Annotated in this window: 11 protein-coding genes and 2 pseudogenes; 7 read left to right on the plus strand and 6 right to left on the minus strand. The window is 53.5% G+C overall.

The window, feature by feature from the left end; all coding sequences use genetic code 11:
* Nucleotides 1-155 precede the first annotated feature (155 nt).
* Complete coding sequence (locus tag NX778_RS22055; RefSeq protein WP_258813959.1) at nt 156-1,331, plus strand: GGDEF domain-containing protein; 1,176 nt, start codon at nt 156-158, stop codon at nt 1,329-1,331.
* Between the two features lie 75 nt (nt 1,332-1,406).
* Here the strand turns inward: NX778_RS22055 and NX778_RS22060 are convergent, their stop codons facing one another.
* From NX778_RS22060 to NX778_RS22070, 3 genes and pseudogenes are all read right to left on the minus strand, one after another.
* A complete protein-coding gene (locus NX778_RS22060) occupies nt 1,407-1,745 on the minus strand; it encodes a DUF1840 domain-containing protein (protein ID WP_258813960.1) in 339 nt (112 codons plus the stop codon).
* 79 nt (nt 1,746-1,824) lie between these two features.
* On the minus strand, nt 1,825-2,361 hold the full coding sequence (locus NX778_RS22065) for a hypothetical protein (protein ID WP_258813961.1): 537 nt from the start codon (nt 2,359-2,361) through the stop codon (nt 1,825-1,827).
* A gap of 43 nt (nt 2,362-2,404) precedes the next feature.
* Nucleotides 2,405-2,998: pseudogene (locus NX778_RS22070) on the minus strand (ATP-binding protein); the annotation flags it as partial.
* A 283-nt stretch (nt 2,999-3,281) separates the two neighbouring features.
* Here NX778_RS22070 and NX778_RS22075 point away from each other — a divergent pair.
* From NX778_RS22075 to NX778_RS22085, 3 genes are read left to right on the plus strand one after another with little or no spacing between them, the layout of a single operon-like run.
* Nucleotides 3,282-4,445 carry a tyrosine-type recombinase/integrase gene (locus tag NX778_RS22075; RefSeq protein ID WP_258813962.1) on the plus strand — a complete coding sequence of 388 codons (1,164 nt, stop codon included), beginning with the start codon at nt 3,282-3,284 and terminating at the stop codon, nt 4,443-4,445.
* Nucleotides 4,442-6,115 (plus strand): hypothetical protein, encoded by a 1,674-nt coding sequence (locus NX778_RS22080; protein WP_258813963.1) that lies wholly within the window; start codon nt 4,442-4,444, stop codon nt 6,113-6,115. The genes NX778_RS22075 and NX778_RS22080 overlap by 4 nt, the downstream gene beginning before the upstream one ends.
* A 2-nt stretch (nt 6,116-6,117) precedes the next feature.
* A complete protein-coding gene (locus tag NX778_RS22085) occupies nt 6,118-7,932 on the plus strand; it encodes a site-specific integrase (RefSeq protein WP_258813964.1) in 1,815 nt (604 codons plus the stop codon).
* 441 nt (nt 7,933-8,373) lie between these two features.
* Here the strand turns inward: NX778_RS22085 and NX778_RS22090 are convergent, their stop codons facing one another.
* Nucleotides 8,374-8,550 (minus strand): hypothetical protein, encoded by a 177-nt coding sequence (locus NX778_RS22090; protein ID WP_258813965.1) that lies wholly within the window; start codon nt 8,548-8,550, stop codon nt 8,374-8,376.
* A 123-nt stretch (nt 8,551-8,673) separates the two neighbouring features.
* Here NX778_RS22090 and NX778_RS22095 point away from each other — a divergent pair, with 123 nt between their 5' ends.
* Together NX778_RS22095 and NX778_RS22100 are read left to right on the plus strand one after the other, a co-directional pair.
* Nucleotides 8,674-9,318, plus strand: coding sequence for a hypothetical protein (locus NX778_RS22095; protein ID WP_258813966.1), 645 nt, complete (start codon nt 8,674-8,676; stop codon nt 9,316-9,318).
* Between the two features lie 93 nt (nt 9,319-9,411).
* Nucleotides 9,412-10,728: a hypothetical protein gene (locus NX778_RS22100; protein WP_258813967.1), complete on the plus strand. Its 1,317-nt coding sequence runs from the start codon at nt 9,412-9,414 to the stop codon at nt 10,726-10,728.
* Between the two features lie 112 nt (nt 10,729-10,840).
* Here the strand turns inward: NX778_RS22100 and NX778_RS22105 are convergent, their stop codons facing one another.
* Together NX778_RS22105 and NX778_RS22110 are read right to left on the minus strand one after the other, a co-directional pair.
* Nucleotides 10,841-12,166, minus strand: coding sequence for a type II toxin-antitoxin system HipA family toxin (locus NX778_RS22105; protein ID WP_258813968.1), 1,326 nt, complete (start codon nt 12,164-12,166; stop codon nt 10,841-10,843).
* Nucleotides 12,167-12,786: 620 nt separating this feature from the next.
* Entirely contained in the window at nt 12,787-13,827 is a 1,041-nt protein-coding gene (locus tag NX778_RS22110; RefSeq protein ID WP_258813969.1) for a hypothetical protein, read from the minus strand.
* 578 nt (nt 13,828-14,405) lie between these two features.
* Between NX778_RS22110 and NX778_RS22115 the strand changes: the two are divergent.
* Nucleotides 14,406-15,831: pseudogene (locus NX778_RS22115) on the plus strand (IS1182 family transposase); the annotation flags it as partial.
* Nucleotides 15,832-16,404 lie beyond the last annotated feature (573 nt).

The raw sequence follows: 16,404 nt of genomic DNA on the forward strand, positions 1-16,404 counted from the left end.
CTGCGCACTGCACCAATAGTCGTGCAATTTACTCAAGCATCTTGACCAGAGATCAATGACTTATTGCTCTGCACAAACTACCATTGCCAGCTTGGTATCCTGACTGAGTAATGGGCGAGGCGCGGATTGCGCTAAAGCCGCAACCGAAAGTGCCTATGATTTCCACGCTTGCGCTCCACTGGCATCGCCTTGGCGGCCTGATGCCAGGCGAACTGGATGAAGGTGAGTTGGCGTGGCTCGTGTCGCCGCACCGCCATTTGTCGCTGCTGGCGCGCCGCCGTGCCGTGCTGATCGTGAACCGGGTCCGCCTGTTCGCCTTCCTGTTTGCGGTATTGACTCCCTTGTGGAGCATCGTCGATTTTGTGGTTTTCCCTTTCCAGCTGTGGAGCGAACTGGCGCTGATGCGTTTCGCCGCCTGCGTGGCATTCGCCTGCCTGGTGGTCTGCTACCGTTCCAACGGCGACCTGTTCAACGCTTATCGAGCGATTGCGCTGCTGTTCGCGATTCCCACGGTGTTCTATGTCGCGTCCCACACGCTGCTGACCTTCTACCAGCTGAGCGGCATTTCAGCCGCGATCGGCGCCGGCTATGCATTTCTGCCTTTCGTGCTGCTCGGCGGCCTCGCCATTTTTCCGCTGACGCTGATCGAAACCTTCGTCGTCGCCAGCCCCATCCTGATTTGCCAGGCCGTTTCCGGCTATTTGCGCTGGGCCGCGATGGACTGGCCATCGTTTGCCGGCGCATTCTGGCTGCTCTTGCTGATCGCCGGCGTTGCGGGCCTGGCCGGCATTTGCCAGCTCGCCTTCATGATTGCGCTCGTGCGCCAAGCCATTCGCGATCCGCTGACGGGGGCTTTTTCACGCAACAGCGGTATGGAATTGCTCGACCTGCACTTCACCAATGCGGCGCGCGCGCATGCGCCATTTTCCGTCGCCTTCCTCGATCTCGACCGCTTCAAGAATATCAATGACGAATTCGGCCATGAGGAAGGGGACCGCGCGCTGACCGCCATGACTTCGCAGTTGGGCCATCACATGCGCCATGGCGATTCGCTGGTGCGCTGGGGCGGCGAGGAATTCATGCTGCTCATGCCGGGAACGTCGCTGATGCAGGCGCAAGTCGCCATCGAGCGCTTGCGCGCCGCAGGTTTTGGCACACGTCCGGAAGGCGGTCCGATTACCGCCAGCGTCGGCATTGCCGAGCGCAAGTCGGATCGCGCGCGAGAATGGAAGGAGCTGGTCGAGATTGCCGACCGCCGGATGTACCGCGCAAAAGAAAATGGCCGCGACCGTGTGATATGCGAGGACCAGCCAACGGCGCTATCAGCCTGAAGGCCAGAAGCAAAAAGCCCGTCCATTCAACATGGACGGGCTTTTTCGTATGCGGCGTAAGGAAGGCACTCGCTATTAAAGCACGCCCCACATGACATCGGCCTTGTGGTCGCGCGCCTGGCGCAGCATTTCGAGCAGCGGATAGGCACGGGTCGAAAAGCTCACCGTCTCGATGCTCTCGTGTTCCTTGTCGTCGTCGCCATGTGCGCGCACATCCTGCTCGACGTCGGACGTTGCCTGATGCTGGCGCGATTCCGCGATTTCGCGCTCGATGGTGGTGACGGCGTTGGGCGCTTCCGCTGCCGTGATGACGCCGCGGTCGACGTCCTTCCCCAGCAAATCGAGAATCCGCCTGGCGTGCTCCTTGTACATCATGACATCGGGAGACGCTTTGGATCTGAATGTGATTAGCATGGCGGCCTTTCCTTAATGTCTGGATAAGAAACGATAACATGACTGGCGTGAAGCGGCATCACGCGCACGCCTGCGCAGTTCACTGAACCTTGAAAGAGGAAATGAACTGGTCCGCGGGCTCCGCCTCGATCGATTTGGCCGGTCCCATCACGACGACCTGGTAAATACGCCGGCCGTGCGATTCGAAATGTCCGATCAGGCGCATCGGTACACCATTCAGTACGCCGTCCGCGCGGACATCGCTCGACGACGATGCGCTGGCCGTGCCATTGGACACGCTTGCGCTCGCACTCGACTTCTCGCGCGTGGCAGTGGCGCCGATGTTGCGCAACAGGGCCGTCCGGATCGCGGACAGCGCCGCAGCCGCCTGCGCTGCGTCCGGCGCCTGCGCCGTGCCGACCGCATACATCGCGCCTTCGACTTCGGTGGCGGTCATCGTCATGTCGACGCTCAAGCCATTCAGGTCGACCGCGCGCGTATAGGTCGCCGGCTTGCCCGGGAACATGACGCGGTAGGGCGCTTCGGGGCTCGCATAGTCGCGCCAGTTGTATTTCGGGCTGCAGGCGGCGAGCGCCATGCCGGCCACGGCCGTGGTGATGACTAAAAGTGAACGCATTCGCATCCGTGGATGGTAGCAGGGCCGCGCGCGGACAACCAGCTCAACGTTCCTTGAGGCCGCGCCGGTATTGCACGGCCTCGGTGACGTGGTCGTGCAACACGCGTGGCGAGCCGGCCAGGTCGGCAATCGTGCGCGCGACCTTGAGCACGCGGTGGTAGGCCCGCGCCGACCACTGGAACTGCGCCATCGAACCCCGCAGCAGCTGGTCCGCGACGGTATCGAGCCGGCAGTAGCGGTCGATCTCGCGCGTCGACAGTTGCTGGTTGGGCTTGCCCTGGCGATCGAGCTGGCGGGCGTAGGCGCGCGCGACCCGCTGCGCGATTTCCTCGCTGGTCTCGCCATCGGCCTTGGCCGACATGGTCTCGGGCGGTATCGATGCGACCTCGATCTGCATGTCGATCCGGTCCAGCAGAGGTCCGGAGATGCGGTCCTGGTAGCGTTGCACGACATCCGTGGTGCAGTGGCACTTGCCCGAAGGATGGCCGCGCCAGCCGCAGGGGCAGGGATTCATCGCCGCGATCAGCTGGAAGCGCGCCGGAAAATCGGCCTGGTGCGCCGCGCGCGAGACGGTGATGTGGCCGGATTCGAGCGGTTCGCGCAGCACCTCGATGACGCGGCGGTCGAACTCCGGCATTACATGACTTTTTCTGTCTGTATTGCGCACTGGAAAAATACCTCCCGTATGATTGCTCGGCTACCTGCCGCGGCCCGGACGATCTTCAGCGACTCGAACGACACCTTATCGATCTATCAGTTTTCCCAAGTGTCAGCGCGCTTCGGTCGCAAGTATCAAAAAGCGCGCATTGTCCTGAGACATGCCGAGCTGGGCCAGATGCCGGAGGGTATGGCCCAAGACTTTTTGTCTGAACGGATCGTATCTATCCACCATGTGCACCGCGACAAACGGAATGAATAGCATGAGCAAGTACAGTCTGACGATCGTTCATCCATCCTCTGACCTTCACTTCCTGGAGGGGATTTGTAAGGACTTGGGCGTAAAAACCCACGTTCAGTGGCTGAGGCAGGTCCCGGTGGTCTGTATCGTCATGAATCGAATTGGCGAAGTGCACTGGCATAGCACGCATTTCCTTGCCGAGATTGTATTGAAAAGCAAGAGTCTGACTGGCGATACCGTTCGCTCATACGGATACTCCATCATTTCATGGTTGAATTATCTGGAGCTTCAAGAGTTAGAGATGACTGATGTTACGGAGCAAGACTTGCAACTGTTCCGCAATGAGATATGGGGGCGAGCCTCCGCTCATGGGTCGAATTTTCGAGCTGCGAAGAGCACCGTGGTTGCTCGAGTGGAAACCGCTCGGCGATTTCACGAGTGGGGCGTAAGAACAAACCGGTTTGAAAGCCCATTGGGACAGTGGGCCCACGCACATGCTGGTTCTATGAAGCTCACAGGTCATGGTTCGTTCCGTAGGTGTTCTCGTCCTCTCTCAGCGTTACGACCTGAACAGCGGCTCCCCAAAATTCTTTCCGCTGCCGACTTAAAGAAACTGATAACTATTGCCCCCGAACCCTACTCACTGCTCTTCAAATGGGCCGTTACAACCGGGCTTCGACGAATGGAATTGTGTCACTTGACCAAGGAGGAGCTTGATACCGTTTCTTTCGCTGGCAATAACAGAAGCATGATGACGCTAGACGTCCTGCGAAAGGGAGGACGTCTAGTTTCAACATATTTGCCGGCTCCATTAATGAACGATACTCGTTGGTACATCCATACGACGCGTCCCCAGGCGCGGCGAGGCGCGGAGCACCGAGTATTTCTCACGAAAAACGGCCATAGCCTACAAAGAGAAGAGGTCTCCAGGGTCTTTCGTGACTGCGCAGATGAGGTTGGGAGTAAGGCGACATTACATCATCTTCGCCACACATTTGCTGTTACAGTTTTGCAGATTCTTCAGCAACAGGCGCAGGCTGGGGCAGAGATTAACCCACTCAAAACGCTACAGGTCCTAATGGGGCACTCTACGTTAGCTTCGACAGAGATCTATCTTCGAGCTCTTGACGTCTATTCTGATGAGGTTGCTGAGGCCTTAGATTTTCTTTACGGGGCGTCCATATGAAGAATGTAGCGGCCACACTCGTTGTGAAAATCGAAGATAGGTACGGCCAAACGCGAACTGAAGTTGATTTTGGGTCTCTTGGGATTGACGCAAACTTAGCAGTAGCGTTAAAGGATGCTTTCGAAGCGCTGACAGGCCAGAACTCGCTAGAATCCAGGCGTCAAACTTGGCGATGCATAAGAAAGTTTGCAAGCTTCTTGGTCGAGATTGGCGAACCTGTTGTTCTGCCTCCACTCGATAGGAAAATTCTGGAGCACTTTCGAACATGGTTATCAAATCAAAAGCTTATCGATTCGACGCGTCAGTCCCACATTAATGATGTCAAGCGACATATTGCTTGGATCTCTCGAAATACGACAAAGATACTTGACCCAAGTATTTCTTTAAATGTTCCTACTTTTCCTAGAAATGAGCCTGAGTCTCTTCCAGTACTTGGGCGGCCCGTCGTAAAAACCATATTGGCGGCGTGCTACGATGAAATCGATGATGTCGTAAAACGCATGGAATATGGGAGGCGCATACTTGCCGGCGAGGGGCTCAACGACAGCGACAAAAGACTAAATGTGGCCCTAACACAGCTTTTATTGCTAGGCGGCAACCATTTCCCAAGCATGCCTGAGCTTGCAGGAAAGAAAGGAGTTCCTAGAAAAATCCTCATGTCGTACGGCCATAATAATTTCAAGCGACTAGTAGAACCCTCCCCAGAAGATATTTTTCCTTTCTATCTCGCAATCCTGATTCAATGTAGCGGCAACCCAATGTCAATGCGTGAGCTAAAACGCGATTGTGTCAGACCCAATCCTTTGCGCGATGACCGTCGACGAATAGTATGGATGAAAGAACGTTCGAACCGCGAGCAAGTGGCTGATTTTTCCATCATAAAGCCGAGAAGCGCACCTCTGCTTGTCGAGCAGTTGCTGCAAATTAACGGCCTGTTAGTTGATCGAGCTAAGCCAAGTGAACGCGATATGCTTTTCTTGGCCAGTGGAAGAAGTGGCGCAACCTTGCCGTGTCACCAGACGTTGCACAACTTGTTGGAAAGGTTCATAGCCAGAAACAAGTTACCTATTTTTGATTTTAAGCAGTTCCGAGCTACCGGCGCTGTATATCACGTTGAGGAGGCTGGAGAAATAGGGTTAGCACAAGGGCGACTGAACCATCGCTTTCGCAGTACAACAACCGCCTATGTTCAGAAATCATTGGCTCAGAGTAATGATCGATTAATAAATAGGTTCCAAGGGGAATTGGTAAGGGAGTCAAAAACTGGCGCGCCGATAGCTATACGCGATGTTCGTAATTCCGAGGCTCCATCACCAACCACCTATGCAGAAACTGTTTTTGGATTTGAATGCAAGGATCCATTTGCAGGAATAGTTGAGGGAACGAAACAAGGAAAGCGTTGCATGAAGTTTGAAGGATGCGCAACTTGTCCAGGTGCCGTTGTTGTGCTGGACGATGCTGTGGTGATTGCGAAGCTTCTAAAGACGTGTTCTGTCTTAACGGAAACACGCAACCGGGCAATCGCCGAAGGATGGGAGGAACGCTTTAGGAAACTGTATGGTGGCATTCAGAAAATTATCGAGGAGGATTTGCTCCCCCAAACCAGCCCGCGGATGATTGAAAAGGCCCACGCTCTAGTGGGTACGGTTAAAGTGCCATTTTTGGAGTAAGCATGCTCAGCGTAGTTAAGGTATCGACGAAACGTTGGAAACTGGTTCCATATGCTGGCTCTGAAACGGCCGGAGAGATAATCTGGGATGACCTTGATTTCGAGGGTGCGGGGACTAAACATCAGCGATTATATTTAAAAAAAAGTTTGCGCGAATTGTTGGAAGCACTACTCGAGAAGTCGGAGAGCGAGGTTGGCCAGCTTAGCCCCAACACGGTTCGCAATAAGCAACGGCGCCTGTGGGCATTTGCCTCGTGGATGGCGAAAAGGGAAATTTGGTTACTCAGTCAGCTAGAAGAGTTCGACCTCATCGAATATGTTCAGGAAATTATCACTCGAAGATTGAGTGAAAAGGCGTCGATTCGATCCAAAAGTATTTCCTCCCTGATCAGCTTTTTTCGTGATGTTTGGATAGTTCGAGAAAGCTACACTGCCCCCATCCGTATCGATCCAGACAAATGTGAAGAACTCTTGGCGTTGACGGGGCTTGGTAGCGATTTGAAGCGTTGGTCACCAGTCCAGCTTGAAGTAGCGAAACCACTCATCCAGGATGCGTTGCAGTGGATAGAAACGGCTGCCCCATTGTTGAACAATATCCTGGCCGAGGTACATCGACGAGTTGGAGGGACAGTGGGGCTAACACGAAAGCAGATCTATCGGTGTACAAACCAAGCTTATCAGGAGATCGCACGCAGCGAGGACTACGCTCGGCTACGACAGGTCCTAAGATCTTCGGAAGAGGATGTCGTAGCGGTCTTGCGCCGCGCCACAAAGTTAGCCGATGGAGCCACGATCGTCTTGATACTGTTCCTTACCGGTGTTCGGATAAGTGAGGCCCGCTCTCTAAAATCGGGTTGTGTTACCGAAGAGCGCCACGATACAGGTACCACTTATCGGTACATTAATGGCATCGCAGCGAAGAAAAAGGGCAGTTCTCGACATTGGGTTGTACCTGAGGTTGTTGTTGATGCAATCGCATTGTTGGAAGCTCGGCATAAGTCGGCGGGAGGCAGTCTAGAGAATGCGCCTCATCTGTTTAGGTCATTTTCTGGGAATGGAGCTCGAGCTAGATCCTCGACGCGTATGACTGTTCCCTCGTTTACAACATTGAGCAAACTCTTGGTAAATTTTGCGGGATCATCACATCGAGCTTTACCATTCCACGGACACATTCACCCGCATCAGGGAAGAAAAACCTTTGCTCGTTTTGTAATGTGTCGCGATAAGCGAGCACTAGGGGCTCTAGTTCAACACTATGGTCACTTGTATGGGGCTGTTCTGGACGGCGCGTACGTAGGTAGCGATATTGAACTTCAAGAAATGCTTAACGAGGAAAATCGCGCAGATCTTGCAGAGGGTCTCATGGATATGCTTTCGGGTGCAACGCTTGGCGGCAAAGGAGCTGCGTCGTTGGCACGAGCTCGCAAGGCAGCGGAGGCCACCATAAAATTCGGCGGACGAACATCACTCCGAACGATCGTTGATCGCATGATCGAACAAGGGGTCAAGCTTGCTCCTTGTGATTGGGGTTACTGCCTTTATGAGCAGGATATGTCGGCTTGTAGGGGAACTGCGGCTGGGCCTAACCCGATAAATAGATGTCCGAGTACATGCTCGAGTTGTCAGAACTTTGCTATAACTGAGAAATTTCGGGGGTGGTGGGAGGAACGCTACCGGAGGGAAGAGGAATTTTTGCAAAGAACAGGAGTACCTGAGCAGACAAAGGTCCTCGTGCAGTGTCGTCTTAGCGAATCCGCGCAAGTACTTCGTTCACTCAACGAGACTCCCTGCGATATCAAAACAAAAAATCAAAGATGAGCTCGCAGCCTATACAATCTGAATATGATGTTAGGTTAAAGGTCGAGAACGCACTTACCTATTTGCTAAATAAGTCCCCTGGGCAACACATTTCAGTCTCGGAGGTCTGCAGGCTTGCCGGCGTCAGCCGAGCCAATCTCTATAGCTCCCATCCAGATTTAGTAAACAAGATAAACGGGACGAATAAGTCGCCCGGCCGAGGCGCGGTGCGAGAGACTGCAAGCGACCGGGACTTATTAGCGGAGCTTAAGGAACTTCGACTGAAGGCCAAGACTTTGTCGCTTCTGTGCTTGGACCTCAAGTTGAGGAATGAGAAATTGGAGTCCCGCGTGTTGTTGCTAGAAGGGAAACTAAAAAAATTTGGGCACTCAAGAAGAAAACGGACTGATACGGACGGCTTGGACCAGGATTAGCCGTAGGTATCGCGACCAAATCTGGCAGTTATCCGACGGGGATTTTGTCGCGCGGCGCGTCCTTTCGGTCGATGTGGGGCTGCACCGGAGTGCGCCCAAAGCACATCTTGCCCTTGTGGGGCTGGTCATTGTTGCTGTAGGTGATTCCGTCGTCGAGATAAGCCTGCAGCTCGTCGGTGCTCGGGTACACTAGCTTGATCGTCATGTCGCTATCGCGATATGTATTTGTGGCCTTTGAATTGTACCGCCAACTATCTCGCCCTTTCCTTGCGAGTGCACTAACGCTTTATACTCGGCCATCCAATCGGTGACTCCGGAACTGAACAAGATGAAATATATTCAAAACAAAGTTCGATCCGAACAAGGTGGCCTACACTCCTTGCCGGCAGTTTTTCACGTTGCCGACCTGACTCTTAGATTAGGTTGGAGCTCGAAGGTTGCTCTACAGCGTCTCCACCATTGGATGCTCGTCGGCCAAGTTCAACGACTCAGCTCTACCACAGACGTTTATGCAAATCTCTCCGCCTCGAAATATCCAAATTGGGAACCGGCATTGCGGATGATCATGCCATCCACCGTAGTTATGGGCATTGAGGCCTTGCGGCGCGCCGGCTGGATCACACAGATCCCGTATCTCTCCACTGTCGCTGTAGACGCTGCGGAACGGGTTTTTGACGTTGAACGATTCAGCGTCCTAGCGCTGCCAACTGAATGGTTTAGGCAGATGGCCCCCGGCATTCAAGGTGGTGAGGCGGGGTCTCTGAAGTGCGTTAAACCAGCCTGGGCGCTTGCGGACTTAATCAAACGGGAGGGATGGTGCGACTGTGGCGTCGGGCCAGATGATATTTATTGGGACGATGTTACCCAGCAGGACGAAGAGGATTGGGCTACTGCGCGTGTAACTCTTGGTCTAGCTGAGCACTCAATGAATCCCGACGCAGGAATAAGTGACATCGCTCACTCAGCAACATAGGCCAAATTGGCTTCGTTAGTGATCGCAATTATTGCCACGAATGGTGCCCTGAGATGTTATTCTTTGATTTTTGTTGTCTCGAGGCTAATTATCGTGAATCAGACCCTGCAAAACATTCTGAACGAACTAACGCAAATCGTTTCTGCACTCCAAGCGTTCCCCGGTGACCAACCGTTTTCAATCGCACAGAATAACTGGACATTTCCAGGGATTACAAAAGATGAGCTGGTTGCTGAGGTCAATGAGCGAATCGATTTGATCCGCACGCGCGCACCGACAGATCTCGGAATCCATGAAAAGCCGATTGGAGACTATGTTCGACGGCTAGCTTATTTGCGGCAGGCCACAATTCCAAACTTTCCCGGCAATCCGGGCGCTGGCGCACCTGCATTTTTCATAACGCTGAATGGTCTTTCAAAAGCGCTTGCGCCGGCCCTGAAGACAGACAACGAAGTCGCGCAAGAGATCAGCCAGGCAACGAAGCGAATTACTACGCGACTGCGAGCAATCGAAAGCCGACTAAATGACTCCGATCCACGCTCCGAACAACTGACAGAAATGGTCGAGCGGATCGAGAAAGCTTACCAAGCCGCAGATCAACTGCCGCTCGACCTGGACGCACTGTCCGAAGGTAGGAATAAGCTTTCTGCAATTTTGGAGGCAGCCCAAATCGACAGGGATTCTATCTCGGAGGATCAGGTAGCGGTGGCGGCAGTGATGGCCAGGCTGTCGACGAACGAAGCCGAAGCGAAGTCCGTTCTCGAGGCTTGTCACTCGGCCTATGCGGCAGCCACGAGCCAAGGCCTAGCAGCGGCATTTACCGAGCGCTCGAAGGCTTTGGCCACCTCGATGTGGATCTGGACAGCGGCGTTTATAGTTGCGCTGATTGCTGGTGCTTTTTTTGGAGCCCAACGGGTACATGAGATTGGTGAGCTTCTCAAGAGTCCTGCAATGACAAATTGGGCGTTGAGTATCAACTTGCTGTTGGCAGCACTATCGGTCGGGGCTCCAATTTGGTTCGGTTGGATGGCAACAAAACAGATTAATCAACGCTTCCGCCTGTCAGAGGATTACGCCTTCAAAGCTTCAGTTTCACGTGCATATGAAGGATATCGGAGAGAAGCAGCTCGAATTGACAAAGACATGGAAGCACGTCTGTTGGCGTCCGCGCTGACCAGACTCGATGAACAGCCATTGCGCTTTGTCGAAATGGACAATCACGGCACGCCGTGGCATGAACTGGCGTCCTCAGACTTTGTGAAATCGGCAATGAGGAGTGTTCCTGGCTTTGCAGACAAAGTGATTGAATTGGCCCGATCAGCAGTGCAGCCAAATACTAAGCCCGCTGCAAACGACCCATCGAAAACGGTCGCACAAGGACCCGAATCTGCGGCTACACCGGGTCAGTAAGGCCAACCGGATCGATGCCGCTGCTTCGCTATTACCGCATCGCTAAGAACAGCCGCCAGCGAGTCGCTCCTTCCTTTGTGGACACGCCAAGCGAGCGGCTGTCGACTACAGCTTAGGTGCTGGGCAGTGGAGCTTTGATCTGTCCAAGTACTTCATTGTGTGTTCCCGCGTCTCCTAGATTCACCACTACAGCCGTTGCTTCGTCAGCGACTGCAAAGCAGCCCGCCAGACGGTTACGGTCTTTTTGACTGATTCCGGCCTCCGCAAACACGTCGCGCCACGTTGACGTAACGGCCTTCACTTCGGCCCAGATCTTCAGTGCTTCCTCACGCCTAAGGAAAAAACGTTCGCATTGAGACAGCGCGTTCTCAACTGTACTTGCAGTGCCGTGAGACCCCACGCCGATGTTTTGGCCGCGAAAAGGGGCCTCCAGCTGCGGGCAGATATCGAAGGCCGGCGACAGCCGGAGAACACCAGGTTTCGCCATTAGTAGGGCGTGATTACGCAGGTGATCGTCCACGTTCCCAACCACGATATTCAGCACCATCCGACGGAAGAGTTCGTGCGCGTCTTCAAGTGCAGTGTCGCTATAGGTGCGGAGCGCTTCGGCAATCGCGGCGTACGAAAAGGATGTCTGGTACTCCCGCCTATCTTCGCTAAGAGGCTTTGGCCGTAGAAAGCTGTTGGCGCTCAGGTAATGGATTCGACCGCCATCTTCGGTCCGGTCGAACCGTTCCACCAGCAAGACCGACCGTGTGCCGATCGAACGCAGCTCAAAGTTCGGGACCGTGATTCCAGTCATGTACGCGAGCCGCAGTGTTGCGTATTCAGCGGCTGGCACATCGTAAAGATCGTCGGGCCTACTGAACTTCGCAATGTGCTCCTGCCCATCGTGCATGACAATCGTCTTTGGCCGTACGCCACCCAGATCGCCCCCTGGAACGAGCAGGGTCACTGTCTCGGCATCCAAGGCTTGATCTGGATCGGTCAGATAATCGTCCAACGCGTCGAACAGCCTGGGCGAGAGATCATTCGAGCGAACCTGCACCTTTCCAAGCAGCAGCTGCGAATGTGGTGTGGCGACGAAGGCTAAGCAGCCGGAGCCGAAGTGCTTCGACTGCAGAAACCACTCGACGGCGTTCCGAGGCAGTGGATTGTGAACCTTCCGGAGCAGCCGAGCAGTAAGGTTTGTCCCCCATGAATTCGGTCCAGAATCGGAAAGCACTCCGTACGTGTTGTCTGGCTGCCTCGGCAACTGCATTTCGTCGCCTCGTAGAGGAAGATGCCGAGGATCGATGCTGAACGCGTTGCGACGCTGAAGGTAGGTTTTTCCGTAGGTGAACAGGCCATCACCATCGGCTTTTAGGTCGAACGAACCTACAGGAATCGGTGTGCTCGGTGTCGAACAGTCAAAAACGAACATCGTTGCCGGAGCCATTTAAAATCCCTAATATTGCCCGAATACCGGAACAGGCATCATCACCGTTACCTACAACAAGCGCGATCCCAGCAGCATCGTAAGCGCAGACGTAAGGGTTAGATTCGGACAACCACTCAGGTCAAGCGACACGCAGTTTGCCTGCGATAAATCTTCGCAGATAGCCGGTGTCGAGCTAGCTCCGCCGCCTTTAGTTTACCGTTTCCCCTGACGGAAGAGTTCAACTTGCTCACGCACAACGTCAATGATTCGCACAGGAGATGCAGGCAGAGAAAGGAAGCGTTTTCCGCCCCGTTTGTCCGCGTTAACAACTAATTTTACTTGTAGTAGCTCAGATCTGACCTTATACATTGCGTCAGCGACCGGCGGCTTACGACCCGAAGCGGACCTAATCGATGAAGCCACTTATCGTTATCAAACGCAATTTTCCATTTGCGCTTGATAGTACAGAAAACCCACATAGATAATATTTTGGGTGCTCGTTATTGTCGTTCGCGCTGAGACTATTTGGGCAGCTTTTACCGGTCTTGCGGATGTAAGCAGCACGGGTAGCAACGTTTGCTAACAACCATGAAGTGCAAACAGCAGTTTCAGGTCAAGACTTGCAACACACCGTAAACTTAACTCCAAATATTGGGCGGTTCGATAAACGCGTTCGCCATCTTTGCTTCGACGGCAGTAAATTGCGGATAGAAGTCGAAAAATGAAAGTATTTCTACGCGTCTTAACTGAATCCTTTCAGTTAGTTCCCTGGACAAAGGATCAGTGACATCAATCCAGTTTCCAAAAACGTCTCTCTGCTGCAGCCTTTCTACGTCATGTCCATTGGGGCATTGCAGCTTATAATCACGCTTATCGCCGATTTCTTGAGCACCACGGTTCCTTAGAAATAAGGTTCCGTCGGGTTCAACGACCCTGGCGAGCAATGGACCATGTTTTGGGAACTTCGGAATCGTCTCCGTTCGATAATGCGGGTCTAGATCGTGTACGTCAAACGAAAATTTTTCGAAGTCATCTTTAGCCGTCAGTATATTAGTTCTTGTCCAAGGTGATAACGGCACATTGCCCGGCTTCGCACGCATTTTTGATCGCTCTAACGCAACCGCACCGCATAACCATGTCGAAAGCAAAGGTCCGGTTAAAAATACACCAGTGAGACCTTTTACACCCTTTATTCCGCCCAGAGCACCGTTGAGAAGAATTAAGGCTTGGGCCAATTCATCTTGGTGCTCATCGACAACGGCATCCTTTGAAAAGTCTGAAACATCACCAGCATACGCCTGTGCGTACCCCATTGTCGTTTTGAAAAGGGACTCGTCAACTATTCCTCTAATACGCAATGGAAGATCGGACAGCATTTCCATAATTCGGATAAGACTGTTATTTACCTGATCAATCGCCCGACGAATATCATCTAGCGCTTGCTGAATGGCTCGAAACTGGGCCTCGTTTCCACTACCTGCAGCCCCTGAAATCATTGAATACGCATTTGCGAGGGCAACAGCACCGGCGATAATTTCTTGCCAATACCGCGTGGTTGAAATCGTTACCACATTTTTAGGTCGTGTTGAAGCAACACAGTCCGAAAATGGATCCCAAGGGATATTCGTCGCAGCGCCTACAGAGAGTTTTGCGGATGAATGGGTATTGTGATTTTCCATTGTTGACTCCTTTTACTCGACAAGTACTCAGCAATGCAACACGAATAAGACGCGATACTTTGACATACTCCCCAACCCTCGAAAACAAGCGAAGGCATGAATGAGCAAAAGTACAATAATTTTGTCTTCACTGAACAAAAATTTTCGTCTGCGTGTAAAATTTACAACGCTTTCAGCGACACAGTCCTTACACGTCATTTCATCAGGCGAGTTGCTTAGTGTGCTGCTACTGGTGGCGCTGGGGTTCAGCGGTCAGCGCCTGCGCGAACGCCTACTGCCAGTAAAGCGCAGGAACAAGACTCTTCAAAGTCTTTCGCGCTTATCAAGAGCCAAAGTTTCGATACAGTAACCCCGGAAGTTGCAGACGAGAGAGCGGTAGAGTGTCCTGCTTATCGCATTGCTGCGGTGTCAAAGGCTTTTAGCTTCGCGGATCCAAGGTTCAACGTTACAGTCTGCATACGACAGCTGTCGTACACTGAACGGTAGCAGCCGGCCCAGGCTGTGTAAAAACGTAGGGCTATGTAAACGAAATCGCATCAGTAAACGTTGAGCCAGTATCTCATCACTTTGGGTGCTAAATGAAGCGCTTTATTGAGGGCGACGAACGCGGACAAGGCACGCTGCTGCCCGAGCACTTGGACGACTACGTGGCCGAGAACAATCCGGTTCGTGTAGTCGATGCGTTCATCGACGAGCTCGATCTGGCCAACATGGGTTTCGCTCGGATAGTGCCGACGAAAACTGGCAGGCCGGCTTACCACCCAGCCGTGCTGCTCAAGTTCTACATCTACGGTTACCTCAACCGCATTCAGTCGAGCCGGCGACTTGAACGGGAGGCTCAGCGCAACGTCGAGCTGATGTGGCTGACGGGACGCCTGGCGCCTGACTTCAAGACGATAGCGAACTTCCGAAAAGATAACGGCAAGGCGATCGGTAAAGTCTGCCGCCAGTTCGTCATGCTGTGCCAGCAAATGGATCTTTTCTCGGATGCGGTGGTCGCGATCGACGGCAGCAAGTTCAAGGCCGTCAACAGCAGCGACCGAAATTTCACCGATGCCAAACTCAAGCGCAGAATGGCGGAGATCGAGGCGAACATCAGCCGCTATCTGGCGGAGCTCGACACGGCCGACCGGCAAGAGCCGGCTACTGCGCAGTCGAAAAGCGTTCGTTTGAACGACCAGATCGCAGCGTTGAAATCTCAAATGGCCACGCTCAAGGAAATTGAAGCGAAGCTGATAGAGACTGGCGAAACGCAGATCTCGCTAACTGACCCGGACTCGCGCTCGATGACGACGCGCGGTTCAGGAATCGTTGGCTATAACGTACAGACCGCAGTCGATGCCAAGCATCATTTGATCGTCGAACACGAGGTAACGAATACCGGCAGCGACCGTGACCAATTGTCTGGCATGGCCAGGAAAGCCCGCGCTGCAATCCGCACGACGACCCTTACGGCAATTGCTGATCGCGGCTACTTCAAAGGTGAAGAAATCCTGGCCTGTCATGAGGCGGGCATCTGCGCTTTGGTGCCCTACGAAAACTTCCGGGGCCAAAGCGGACGGCCGATTCGACAAGGCCGACTTCATCTACGACCCGCAAAAGAACGAGTATCGCTGCCCGGCAGGCGAATCCTTGATATGGCGCTTCGCCAGTGTCGAGAAAGGCATGACCAACCATCGATACTGGAGCTCAAACTGCAAAGGCTGTGCTCTTAAGGACAAGTGCACGCCGAGTTCGCAGCGGCGGGTGACCCGCTGGGAACATCAGGACGTGCTCGACGAGATGCAAGCGCGTCTCGAGCAGACTCCAGATGCCATGCGAATCCGGCGCTCGACCGTCGAGCACCCGTATGCAACAATCAAGGCATGGATGGGATCGACGCACTTCCTGACGAAAGGGCTGGAGCGTGTGAAGACCGAGATGAGCTTGCACGGGCTCGCCTATAACTTCAGACGCTTGATGACCCTGCTTGGCATGCACGGAATGCTTGCCGCGATCAGGGCATACGCCCATTTTCTGACGCTGCAAGGCTTGCTTCGGCCGTTTTCTCTTCCTGCGTTGCTGAGGATGCAGAAACTGGATTACATCGCCTGGAGCGCGTCCTTATACCCCAGAACTACACTCAAACTGTACAACTCAGCGACCGCGTCTCGTTCTCGAGTTTTGACACGGCCTGGGCCAGAAGCGGACTGTTAGGGTACTCGTCTCAACGCACGCCTCTATCTTGAGCGCAAGTCTGGTGAAGACCTTTCAGTAACAGCTGGTCGGCTGCTGGAATCTCAAATTGGCTGAGAGAACATTCGATGGAACAAAAGCTCGAACGAAGTAACAAGGAGAGGATTTTACGGAGGCTGTGCGTTGCCATTGCGGAGTGAATTCTGCATTGTCGCGCGCCGGTCGTTCAAATGGCTGTTACGTAACGACATCGAATGGTTTGATTTGGACTTTCCGAATGCGAGGTATGTCGCATCTCAAGCCAAATTGTTCTAATGCCGAACTGCAGTGGTTGGATTCATCAGTCAACGGAGCAACTTGGCGAGATATGCGGTCGTCATGGGCGCTGATCGGTTGATTCCT

The organism is Massilia terrae (assembly GCF_024753145.1).
Lineage (GTDB): Bacteria > Pseudomonadota > Gammaproteobacteria > Burkholderiales > Burkholderiaceae_D > Telluria > Telluria terrae.